Source organism: Streptococcus sp. 4094 (genome assembly GCF_013277125.1).
GTDB lineage: Bacteria > Bacillota > Bacilli > Lactobacillales > Streptococcaceae > Streptococcus.
In genome coordinates this window covers 39,628-51,155 of sequence record NZ_VMMI01000023.1, presented here as the reverse complement: position 1 = coordinate 51,155, position 11,528 = coordinate 39,628, and the positions used below count along the sequence as shown (strand labels likewise).

General features: G+C 41.5%; 14 protein-coding genes. 13 read left to right on the top strand and 1 reads right to left on the bottom strand.

Annotation, left to right across the window (positions count from 1 at the left end; translation table 11 throughout):
- Positions 1-33 precede the first annotated feature (33 nt).
- On the top strand, positions 34-990 hold the full coding sequence (locus tag HT721_RS06430) for an N-acetylmuramoyl-L-alanine amidase family protein (protein ID WP_173229329.1): 957 nt from the start codon (positions 34-36) through the stop codon (positions 988-990).
- A 191-nt stretch (positions 991-1,181) separates the two neighbouring features.
- On the opposite strand, the gene HT721_RS06425 is transcribed toward HT721_RS06430, so the two are convergent.
- The gene (locus HT721_RS06425) at positions 1,182-1,370 is read right to left on the bottom strand and encodes a hypothetical protein (RefSeq protein WP_173212750.1); all 189 of its coding nucleotides are present in this window, start codon (positions 1,368-1,370) and stop codon (positions 1,182-1,184) included.
- An 858-nt stretch (positions 1,371-2,228) separates the two neighbouring features.
- Here HT721_RS06425 and HT721_RS06420 point away from each other — a divergent pair.
- The 12 genes from HT721_RS06420 (at position 2,229) to infB (ending at position 11,371) form a co-directional block, all read left to right on the top strand.
- Entirely contained in the window at positions 2,229-2,393 is a 165-nt protein-coding gene (locus HT721_RS06420; RefSeq protein WP_173212748.1) for a hypothetical protein, read from the top strand.
- Positions 2,390-2,794 carry an immunity protein gene (locus HT721_RS06415; RefSeq protein WP_173212746.1) on the top strand — a complete coding sequence of 135 codons (405 nt, stop codon included), beginning with the start codon at positions 2,390-2,392 and terminating at the stop codon, positions 2,792-2,794. Before HT721_RS06420 ends, HT721_RS06415 begins: the two co-directional genes overlap by 4 nt.
- A gap of 71 nt (positions 2,795-2,865) precedes the next feature.
- Positions 2,866-3,555: a CPBP family intramembrane glutamic endopeptidase gene (locus tag HT721_RS06410; protein WP_173212744.1), complete on the top strand. Its 690-nt coding sequence runs from the start codon at positions 2,866-2,868 to the stop codon at positions 3,553-3,555.
- A 42-nt stretch (positions 3,556-3,597) separates the two neighbouring features.
- Positions 3,598-3,846, top strand: coding sequence for an immunity protein BlpZ (gene blpZ, locus HT721_RS06405; protein WP_173212741.1), 249 nt, complete (start codon positions 3,598-3,600; stop codon positions 3,844-3,846).
- 29 nt (positions 3,847-3,875) lie between these two features.
- Complete coding sequence (locus HT721_RS06400) at positions 3,876-4,487, top strand: type II CAAX endopeptidase family protein (RefSeq protein ID WP_173229327.1); 612 nt, start codon at positions 3,876-3,878, stop codon at positions 4,485-4,487.
- A 162-nt stretch (positions 4,488-4,649) separates the two neighbouring features.
- Positions 4,650-5,444, top strand: coding sequence for a phosphotransferase family protein (locus tag HT721_RS06395; RefSeq protein WP_000363006.1), 795 nt, complete (start codon positions 4,650-4,652; stop codon positions 5,442-5,444).
- Entirely contained in the window at positions 5,441-6,076 is a 636-nt protein-coding gene (trmB, locus tag HT721_RS06390) for a tRNA (guanosine(46)-N7)-methyltransferase TrmB (RefSeq protein WP_001266094.1), read from the top strand. Before HT721_RS06395 ends, trmB begins: the two co-directional genes overlap by 4 nt.
- 126 nt (positions 6,077-6,202) lie before the next feature.
- Positions 6,203-6,682: a ribosome maturation factor RimP gene (gene rimP / locus HT721_RS06385; protein WP_173212737.1), complete on the top strand. Its 480-nt coding sequence runs from the start codon at positions 6,203-6,205 to the stop codon at positions 6,680-6,682.
- A gap of 43 nt (positions 6,683-6,725) precedes the next feature.
- A complete protein-coding gene (gene nusA, locus HT721_RS06380; RefSeq protein ID WP_000032274.1) occupies positions 6,726-7,862 on the top strand; it encodes a transcription termination factor NusA in 1,137 nt (378 codons plus the stop codon).
- Positions 7,863-7,883: 21 nt separating this feature from the next.
- Positions 7,884-8,177 (top strand): YlxR family protein, encoded by a 294-nt coding sequence (locus HT721_RS06375; RefSeq protein ID WP_000857562.1) that lies wholly within the window; start codon positions 7,884-7,886, stop codon positions 8,175-8,177.
- Positions 8,170-8,469, top strand: a complete 300-nt coding sequence (locus HT721_RS06370; RefSeq protein WP_001041390.1) for a YlxQ-related RNA-binding protein — start codon at positions 8,170-8,172, stop codon at positions 8,467-8,469. Before HT721_RS06375 ends, HT721_RS06370 begins: the two co-directional genes overlap by 8 nt.
- Before the next feature lie 16 nt (positions 8,470-8,485).
- Positions 8,486-11,371 carry a translation initiation factor IF-2 gene (gene infB / locus HT721_RS06365; RefSeq protein WP_173229325.1) on the top strand — a complete coding sequence of 962 codons (2,886 nt, stop codon included), beginning with the start codon at positions 8,486-8,488 and terminating at the stop codon, positions 11,369-11,371.
- Positions 11,372-11,528: the final 157 nt, after the last annotated feature.

The following is an 11,528-nucleotide window of genomic DNA, read 5'->3' as shown; positions in this document are numbered from 1 at the left end:
ACAGATGAATGACGCTTGGAAAGGACAAGAGTAATGGATATCGATACAAGCAGACTACGCACAGGCTTGCCACAAGTAGGCTATGCGCCATATCGACAAGTGCACGCTCACTCTACGGGGAACCGTAATTCTACCGTGCAAAATGAAGCTGATTATCACTACAGAAAGAACCCTGAGCTTGGGTTCTTTTCTCATGTCGTTGGTAACGGTCGTGTCATGCAAGTAGGCCCTGTAAATAACGGATCTTGGGACGTTGGGGGTGGTTGGAATGCTGAGACCTATGCAGCAGTTGAACTGATTGAAAGTCATTCAACTACAGAAGAGTTCATGGCTGACTACCGTCTGTATATCGAACTCTTACGCAATCTAGCTGATGAAGCAGGCTTGCCTAAAACGCTTGATACAGACGACTTGGCAGGTATCAAAACGCATGAATACTGCACCAATAACCAACCCGACAACCATTCAGACCACATTGACCCTTATCCATATCTAGCCAAATGGGGCATTAGCCGCGAACAGTTCAAGCAGGATATTGAAAACGGCTTGAGCGTTGAAGCGGGCTGGAAGAAAAACGATACTGGCTACTGGTACGTTAAAGAAGACGGCTCTTATCCAAAAGATAAGTTTGAGAAAATCAACGGAACCTGGTATTACTTCGACGGCTCAGGCTACATGCTTGCAGACCGCTGGAAGAAGCACACAGACAGCAACTGGTACTGGTTTGACCAGTCAGGTGAAATGGCTACAGGCTGGAAGAAAATCGCTGACAAGTGGTATTATTTTGACACAGAGGGTGCCATGAAGACGGGTTGGGTCAAGTACAAGGACACCTGGTATTATCTTGACGGTAAAGAAGGTGCTATGGTATCAAACGCCTTCGTCCAGTCCGCAGACGGAACAGGCTGGTACTACCTCAAACCAGATGGAACACTGGCAGACAAGCCAGAGTTCACAGTAGAGCCAGATGGTTTGATTACGACCAAATAATTTTAAAAAATAAATAGAAAGGAAACTTTCTAAATTGTTCTTTCACCGCAAGCTCAGGTTTGCGGTTTTTTATTTTGCAAAAAGACGCATTTTGAACGATTAGAAACCAAAATAGAAGTCCTATTGTCCAAAAAAGCGTTTTCTTGAAGAATAGATAGGAGTTTTGTCAAAAATAAAAACAGTGACCGAAATCACTGCTTTTTAAGTTCCTGGGCGTATGTTATCATGCTGATAGCGTGTTTTAGACGCATGTTCATAATATCCGATACACCATTTTTATACTTGTCCACGGCCTGAATAGACATGCCACAGTTTTTGCTAATAGCATAGGCTGTGGCGTTGTCTAAAAGCCAGCGGATAGCTTTAATATCTACTGACATATATTACCTCGTAAAATACCAAACTGCAAATAGGAGTAGAAGAAGTCCAATAATAAATTCAACTTTTTCACGCTTGGTAGTTTTTCTAATTTTTAGATTTACTTTCATTATTTTTCCTGTTATAATTTAAGTACACCCCCGAAGGGGTGGATAGTGATTTCTCACTATCCAAATTCGATGTGCCATTCAAAGCTGATTATAAATAAGTTTATTTTGATGACTAGCTTATTTGTTTTTGCCTTGAGTGGTTTCTTTTTGAACTTAAACATTTCATGTTCCTTTCTACTAGTTTCCTTGTCTAAGGTTTCCTCCTTAACCTTATGTATCTATTATACAACTTTAGTTGTAGAAAGTCAATGGTTTTGATAAATTTTTTTCAAAAAAATAGACCTTGTCCAGAGGTCGGGGAGTTGGAGGGGACACCCTCCAAGAGTGTTGATTTAATAAGATTTTATTTTACCTTTTTCAAAAGTTTTCTTATTGTTTTTGTTGTTGGTATGTTTGTTTCTTTTATTACTTCTTTAATTAGGGAAAAATTTTTAAAATCTCCAAAGAAGAATAAAGATAGATCTAATTAGATAAAAAGATTTTTTATCGCTAGTTTAATCTACAGGGGAGTTTCTTTAATATTGTTTCGCCTGTCAAAATGATATGTGATAGCAGGATAAAAAATCTACAAATTAAGTTGGTATCAATACGGTGTAAAGGGCAAGTATGTTTTTCATGCTTGCTTTTTAATTTTTTAACAATTCAAGATGTTTTGATGACCATTTGTGATTTGAGTGATCCAAGGTCAAAATGAGTGCTATACTAGCAGTGTAAAGATTCTAGCTCAATAAATATTTAGGAGGAAATCTTATGAAGAAAAAAATATTTGTCATTTTCATCTTGTATCTAATCATGTCCATCTTTCTATATCCGCTTAGGGAGAGTGTTTGGTATCATCTATTTTATACCATAGCCTATGTGATTGCGGTTATGATTTATCTTGCTTTAACTAAAAAGAAAGGAGCAAAGAAATGAAAACTTTTCTTGCTAAAAAACGGAACATCTTCCTTACGAGATTGTTCCTAGGTCAGTTGCCCTTACTTGTCTCTACTTATCTATTTCTATCTCGTCAGTTTTTAAATTTTTCCTTGGTTTTCCAATTTCTCTTAGTGGTTATCAACTTGGCTTCTATTTTAGTCACTGTTTATCTCACTAGGGAAATGAGGATAAGAGAGTTTGAAGACGATGATTTGGTTAGTCCTAGAACCAATCAACTCATGTATATCGGCTTGACAGGCTTTATGTCTATTATCTGTTTGTATAGAGGTATCACAGCAGGAGAATTCTATCAGCAATTGATTGCCTATATTGGTGGCATTCTCTGCTTGATCATCATGCTTCTACTCATTTGGGGGTTGAAGTATTATAAAAAGTAGAGGAAGAGCTTTCTTCTTAATCTTGCAGTAGTAGAGCCTGGCAAGGGTAGGTCATAGTAGGGAGGATTTCTATGAAAAGACACTCCATTCTTTTCAAAACGAGTGCCATTCTTTCTTATTTGTTTCTGTTTTTCGGACTGTTTTGGACAACCCGATTTTGGAGCAATTATTGGGAGTTCTCGTCTTGGGTAGGAAATCTTATTTGGATTCGAAACATCATCAGTCTTATCTTTATCGGCTTGATGGTTTGGATTTTGGTTAGGTCGGGCCATGCTTATCTCTTTCGCATCCCTAGGAAAAAGTGGTTGAGCTATTCTGTTCTGACGGTGTTAGCCGCTGTTGTACTTATCTGCTTTAACTATCTGACAGCTAAACACGTTCAGGGAACCAATGAAGGTTGGAATTTGTTTATTGCCTATAGTGAGACCAATTTTGCGGAGTTTGGTGTTTACCTAACCTTAATCGTGCTAGGACCTCTGATGGAAGAATTGGTGTGTAGAGGACTGCTTCAACATGCCTTCTTTAAGAATTCGAGGTGGGGGCTGGATCTTCTTTTTCCGTCATTCTTATTTGCTTTGCCCCACTTTTCTAGCTTGCCAAGTCTCGCAGATATTTTTGTCTATACGGCAGTGGGCTGTCTATTTGCCTGTCTAACACGTTATACGAAGAGTATCTATCCTTCTTATTCGATTCATATTGTTAATAATATCATTGCAAACTTACCATTTTTGCTTACTTTTCTACATAGGGTCTTGGGGTAGAAAAACCAAAAGGCTTGCTTTTCAGCCATAGAGGAGGTTATCATGTATAAACACTTATTTTTCCTAGATTCCAAAACCTTAGACTGGTTGACTCCTTATATTCTAGTATTGGCTTCTGACACCATTGCCTTTAATGTTTTTGTGCTAACCTTTGTATATGTTGTGGTCTTTTATTTCCTAAATCCCATGCTATCTTTAATGGCTATCTTCTTAGGGGCTGGTTATGTGGTCGGATTTTGGTTACTAAAATGGTTTGTTTTGGAAAGGTTAGAGCTAAAGGATGACGCGTAGGAAGTCTGTTTGGTGAGGAGGATAATTTGATGGAGTTTTTTGATAAATTTCATGCCTTGTGCTTTGGATTTTTAGTACTAATAATCGTCATTACAGTTCCTTATACGATTAACCATGGGGATTTTTTTCAAAATGAGCCTGCATTGATTATTGTAAGTCTTCTTGTAATCTCGCTGAGTGTTGCTTATGCTAGAAAGTTTGAAATGATTTCTTTTGGGATGTTAAGCAAGAAAGAACTTTTACTTTTCATTGCAATCTTTCTTCTAAGTGTGCTTGAGACGCTGGTTTATATTCATTTCTTCGCTATTTCTTCTGGCGCAGGAGTTCAACACTTGGCGGAAGTCAGCAGAGGAATTTCCCTGTCTTTGATTTTGGTTACCTCAGTTTTTGGGCCCATCCAGGAGGAACTCATTTTCAGAGGACTTCTTCAAGGTGCGGTTTTTGACAACTCTTGGTTAGGGCTTGTGCTAACTTCCTCTCTCTTTTCTTTCATGCATGGACCTTCTAATGTCCCTTCGTTTATTTTTTATCTACTTGGGGGCTTGTTGCTGGGCTTTGCTTATAAAAAGAGCCAAAACTTATGGGTTTCTACTCTAGTCCACATGTTTTACAACAGTTGGCCACTCTTATATTATTTATAAAAATTATGAAAAGGTAAGCAGAAGACGGTGCTTGCCTTTTTCTTTCTAGAATGATAGCCCAAGCCAATCCAGAGGTTTTTCTTTGAGAATCAGGTGTGGAGCGGTTGACGAATAGGCCAAAAACTAGTAGAATAGTAAGGAAACTTTATACGGAGGAAAGAAATGGATTTGGGTGATAATGAGCTAACACTGACTCCCATACCTGGGAAAAGTGGCAAGGCTTATATGGGTAGCTATCCTGATGGGAAGCGCATCTTTGTAAAAATGAACACCTCTCCAATCCTACCTGGTCTAGCTAGAGAACAAATTGCTCCACAATTATTATGGAGTCGCCGTTTGGCAGATGGGCGTGATATGTGTGCTCAAGAATGGTTGACTGGCAAGATATTGACCCCCTATGATATGAATCGTAAACAAATCGTCAATATTTTAACCCGCCTTCATCGCTCACGTCCTTTGATGACACAGTTGAGTCGGTTGGGCTATGCCATGGAAACACCTGTAGATTTACTACAGTCTTGGCAAGAAACGGCTCCAGATGCTTTGCGTAAAAATCATTTTATCAGTGAAGTGATGGCTGATTTACGTCAGACTATTCCAGGATTTAGAGAGGACTATGCGACCATTGTCCATGGAGATGTACGACATAGTAATTGGATTGAGACAGACAGTGGCTTGATTTATTTGGTAGATTGGGATTCGGTTCGTTTGACCGATCGCATGTTTGATGTGGCCCATATGCTCTGCCATTATATTCCAGAACATCAGTGGAAGGAATGGTTGACCTACTACGGTTACAAGTACAATCAGACGGTATTAAGTAAATTGTATTGGTATGGTCAATTGTCTTACTTGAGCCAGATTTCCAAGTATTATATGAACCAAGATTTAGAAAATGTCAATCGGGAGATTCATGGCTTGCGTCACTTCCGAGACAAGTATGGAAAGAGAAGATGAGAGTTAGAAATCGTAAAGGGGCGACAGAATTACTAGAGGCAAATCCCCAGTATGTGGTCCTCAATCCCTTAGAAGCCAAGGGGAAATGGCGGGATTTGTTTGGCAATGATAATCCCATTCATGTGGAAGTTGGAAGTGGAAAGGGTGCCTTTGTTTCAGGTATGGCAAAGCAAAATCCTGACATCAACTATATCGGGATTGATATTCAAAAGTCTGTTTTGAGCTACGCTTTGGACAAGGTGCTTGAAGTTGGAGTGCCTAACATCAAGCTCTTGTGGGTGGATGGTTCTGACTTGACTGATTACTTTGAAGACGGTGAGATCGATCGTTTGTATCTGAACTTTTCAGATCCTTGGCCTAAAAAACGTCATGAAAAGCGTCGTTTGACCTACAAGACCTTCTTGGATACCTTCAAGCGTATCTTGCCTGAAAATGGAGAAATTCATTTCAAGACGGATAACCGTGGCTTGTTTGAGTACAGCCTAGTGAGCTTTTCTCAGTATGGCATGAAGCTCAATGGTGTCTGGCTTGATTTACATGCCAGTGATTTTGAAGGCAATGTCATGACAGAATACGAGCAAAAATTCTCCAACAAGGGTCAAGTTATCTACCGAGTTGAGGCAGAATTTTAAGAATTAGCCTGAAATCAGGCTGTATAAGTGCTTTTGCTTTACATAAGTTGGCAAACGTGCTATACTAAGAGTAAGAATATGAGAAAGAGAGGCGGGGAAATATCTTCGCCTCTTGCTTATGAGGAGGTGGACGCAATCGCAACAATCGTAGAATTAGTCAGAGAAGTTGTAGAACCTGTCATAGAAGCTCCTTTCGAACTCGTGGATATCGAGTATGGAAAGATTGGCAGTGACATGATTCTCAGTATTTTTGTAGATAAACCTGAAGGAATTACCTTGAACGACACGGCGGACTTGACAGAAATGATCAGTCCTGTCCTAGACACCATCAAGCCAGATCCCTTCCCAGAACAATATTTCCTAGAAATCACCAGTCCAGGCTTGGAACGTCCTTTGAAAAACAAAGATGCCGTCGCTGGAGCGGTTGGGAAATACATCCATGTCGGGCTCTACCAAGCCATCGATAAGCAAAAGGTCTTTGAAGGAACCTTGTTGGCCTTTGAAGAGGATGAGTTGACTATGGAATATATGGACAAGACACGTAAGAAAACTGTCCAAATTCCATACAGTTTAGTATCAAAAGCACGTTTAGCAGTTAAATTATAGAAAAAGAAAGGATAGCTTTTGAGGATTCAAAAGTGAAGAAAACATGAGTAAAGAAATGCTAGAGGCCTTCCGCATTTTGGAAGAAGACAAGGGAATCAAAAAAGAAGACATCATCGACGCAGTAGTAGAGTCGCTTCGTTCCGCTTATCGCAGACGCTATGGTCAATCAGACAGCGTAGCTATTGACTTCAACGAAAAAACAGGTGACTTTACAGTTTATACTGTCCGTGAAGTGGTTGATGAAGTATTTGATAGCCGTTTGGAAATCAGCTTGAAAGATGCTCTTGCTATCAATTCAGCCTATGAACTTGGTGACAAAATCAAGTTTGAAGAAGCACCTGCTGAGTTTGGTCGAGTAGCAGCCCAATCTGCCAAACAAACCATCATGGAAAAAATGCGCAAGCAAACACGTGCCATCACTTACAATACTTACAAAGAACATGAGCAAGAAATCATGTCTGGTACAGTAGAGCGCTTTGACAACCGCTTCATCTATGTCAATCTTGGTAGCATCGAAGCCCAATTGTCAAAACAAGACCAAATCCCTGGGGAAGTTTTTGCTTCCCACGATCGTATCGAAGTATATGTTTATAAGGTTGAAGACAATCCTCGTGGCGTCAACGTCTTTGTTAGCCGTAGCCATCCAGAAATGATCAAACGTTTGATGGAGCAAGAAATTCCAGAAGTTTATGATGGAACTGTTGAAATCATGAGCGTGGCTCGTGAAGCAGGTGACCGTACCAAGGTTGCAGTTCGTAGCCATAATCCAAACGTGGACGCTATTGGTACAATCGTTGGACGCGGTGGAGCGAATATCAAGAAAATCACTAGCAAATTCCACCCAGCTCGCTACGATGCTAAGAATGATCGTATGGTGCCAATCGAAGAAAATATCGATGTTATCGAGTGGGTAGCAGATCCAGCTGAATTTATCTACAATGCCATCGCTCCTGCTGAGGTTGACCAAGTTATCTTTGACGAAAACGACAGCAAACGTGCCTTGGTGGTTGTTCCTGATAACAAGCTTTCCCTTGCCATTGGTCGTCGTGGACAAAACGTGCGCTTGGCAGCTCACTTGACTGGTTACCGTATCGATATCAAGTCTGCTAGTGAATTTGAAGCTATGGAAGAAGCTGGTTCGGTAGATTTGGAAGCAGAAAACGATACTGTAGAAGAATAAAAGCTGCTAGAGGAGGGAAAGATGAAAACGAGAAAAATCCCTTTGCGCAAATCTGTCGTGTCCAATGAAGTGATTGATAAGCGTGATTTGCTCCGCATTGTCAAAAACAAAGAAGGACAAGTCTTTATCGATCCGACAGGCAAGGCCAATGGCCGCGGCGCTTATATCAAGCTAGACAATGCAGAAGCCTTAGAGGCGAAAAAGAAGAAAGTCTTTAACCGCAGCTTTAGCATGGAAGTGGAAGAAAGCTTTTATGACGAGTTGATCGCTTATGTGGATCACAAAGTGAAAAGAAGAGAGTTAGGACTTGAATAAGCAAAAGATAAGCAATCTCTTGGGACTTGCTCAGAGAGCAGGGCGGATTATATCGGGTGAAGAATTGGTGGTCAAGGCCATTCAAGACGGCAAGGCTAAGTTGGTCTTTCTAGCACATGATGCTGGACCCAATCTGACCAAGAAGATTCAAGATAAAAGTCATTATTATCAAGTGGAAATTGTAACCGTGTTTTCAACACTGGAATTAAGCATAGCAGTCGGGAAATCGAGAAAGGTTTTGGCTGTGACAGATGCTGGATTTACAAAGAAAATGAGGTCTCTTATGGAATAGAAGAGGAGGACATGATTTGTCTAAGAAAAGATTGTACGAAATCGCAAAAGAGCTTGGAAAAGAAAGCAAAGAAGTTGTAGCGCGTGCAAAAGAGTTGGGCTTGGATGTGAAAAGCCACTCATCGAGTGTGGAAGAAGCTGTCGCTGCAAAAATCGCTGCCAGCTTTAAGTCTGTAGCTGCTCCGAAATCAGAAGCAAAACCTGCAGCCCCAAAAGCAAGTGCAGAAAAGAAAGCCGAAAAATCTGAGCCAGCTAAACCAGTTGTAGCTAAGGAAGAGGTAAAACCTGCAGCCCCAAAAGCAAGTGCAGAAAAGAAAGCCGAAAAGTCTGAGTCAGCTAAACCAGCTGTAGCTAAGGAAGAGACAAAACCAGCTGAGGCAGTCGCTCCGAAGGCAGAAAAAGTAGCAGCTAAACCACAAAGCCGTAATTTCAAGGCTGAGCGTGAAGCACGTGCCAAAGAGCAGGCAGAACGACGCAAGCAAAATAAGGGCAATAACCGTGACCAACAACAAAACGGAAACCGTCAGAAAAACGACGGCCGTAATGGTGGAAAACAAGGTCAAGGCAGCCGCGATAATCGTCGCTTTAATGACCAAGCTAAGAAACAGCAAGGTCAGCAAAATCGTGGAAACGATCGCCGTCAACAAGGGGATAAACGTCCAAATCAAGCGGCTCCACGCATTGATTTTAAAGCCCGTGCAGCAGCCCTAAAAGCAGAGCAAAATGCAGAGTACGCACGTTCAAGTGAGGAACGCTTCAAGCAGTATCAGGCTGCTAAAGAAGCCTTGGCTCAAGCTAACAAACGCAAGGAACCAGAGGAAATCTTTGAAGAAGCGGCTAAGTTAGCTGAACAAGCGCAACAAGCACAGCAAGTTCAAGCAGTGGTTGAAATCGTCCCTGAGAAAAAAGAACCTGCAGTGGATACACGTCGTAAAAAACAAGCTCGACCAGACAAAAATCGTGACGATTATGATCATGAAGAAGATGGTCCTAGAAAACAACAAAAGAATCGAAGTAGTCAAAATCAAGTGAGAAATCAAAAGAATAGTAACTGGAATAACAACAAAAAGAACAAAAAAGGCAATAACAAGAACAACCGTAATCAGGCTCCAAAACCTGTTACAGAGCGTAAATTCCATGAATTGCCAACAGAATTTGAATATACAGATGGTATGACCGTTGCGGAAATCGCAAAACGTATCAAACGTGAACCAGCTGAAATCGTTAAGAAACTCTTTATGATGGGTGTCATGGCCACACAAAACCAATCCTTGGATGGGGAAACAATTGAACTCCTCATGGTGGATTACGGTATTGAAGCCAAACAAAAGGTTGAAGTGGATAATGCCGACATCGAACGTTTCTTTGTCGAAGATGGTTATCTCAATGAAGATGAATTGGTTGAGCGTCCACCAGTTGTAACTATCATGGGACACGTCGACCACGGTAAAACAACACTCCTAGATACCCTTCGTAACTCTCGTGTTGCGACAGGTGAAGCAGGTGGTATCACTCAGCATATCGGTGCCTACCAAATCGTGGAAAATGGCAAGAAGATTACCTTCCTTGACACACCGGGACACGCGGCCTTTACATCTATGCGTGCGCGTGGTGCTTCTGTTACCGATATTACGATCTTGGTCGTAGCGGCAGATGACGGGGTTATGCCTCAGACTATCGAAGCCATTAACCACTCAAAAGCGGCTAACGTTCCAATCATCGTAGCCATTAACAAGATTGATAAACCAGGTGCCAATCCAGAACGCGTGATCGGTGAATTGGCAGAGCATGGAGTTATGTCAACTGCTTGGGGTGGAGATTCTGAATTTGTTGAAATTTCAGCTAAATTCAACCAAAACATCGAAGAATTGTTGGAAACAGTCCTTCTTGTGGCTGAAATCCAAGAACTCAAAGCAGACCCAACAGTGCGTGCAATCGGTACAGTTATCGAAGCTCGCTTGGATAAAGGAAAAGGTGCGGTCGCAACCCTTCTTGTTCAACAAGGTACCTTGAATGTCCAAGACCCAATCGTTGTCGGAAATACCTTCGGTCGTGTCCGTGCTATGACCAACGACCTTGGTCGTCGTGTTAAGGTTGCTGGACCATCAACACCAGTGTCAATCACAGGTTTGAACGAAGCGCCAATGGCGGGTGACCACTTTGCCGTTTACGAAGATGAAAAATCTGCGCGTGCAGCAGGTGAAGAACGTGCCAAACGTGCCCTCATGAAACAACGTCAAGCTACCCAACGTGTCAGCCTTGAAAACCTCTTTGATACGCTTAAAGCTGGTGAACTCAAGTCTGTTAACGTTATTATCAAGGCCGATGTACAAGGTTCTGTTGAAGCCCTTTCTGCCTCACTTCAAAAAATTGATGTGGAAGGTGTCAAAGTTACCATCGTCCACTCAGCAGTCGGTGCTATCAACGAATCTGACGTGACCCTTGCGGAAGCTTCAAATGCCTTTATCGTTGGTTTCAACGTACGCCCTACACCACAAGCTCGTCAACAGGCAGAAGCTGATGATGTGGAAATCCGTCTCCACAGCATTATCTATAAGGTTATCGAAGAGATGGAAGAAGCCATGAAGGGGATGCTTGATCCAGAATTTGAAGAAAAAGTTATCGGTGAAGCAGTTATTCGTGAAACCTTTAAGGTATCTAAAGTGGGAACCATCGGTGGATTCATGGTTATCAACGGTAAGGTTACTCGTGACTCTAAAGTCCGTGTTATCCGTGATGGTGTTGTTATCTATGATGGCGAACTCGCAAGCTTGAAACACTACAAAGACGACGTTAAAGAAGTTACAAACGGTCGTGAAGGTGGATTGATGATTGATGGCTACAATGATATCAAGACTGATGATGTGATTGAGGCGTACGTCATGGAAGAAATCAAGAGATAATAGAGAAACGATAGCCGATTTGACTCGTCGTCAACAGCGCCTTGATGAACCCTCAGTTCTATCTAAGGCTTGTTTCCTAGATTCAAATGGCTCTAGTTCCTCTATCTAATAAAAATAGCTAGGTCTGCTGGCCTAGCTTTTGGTTCAAAGTAGAGAA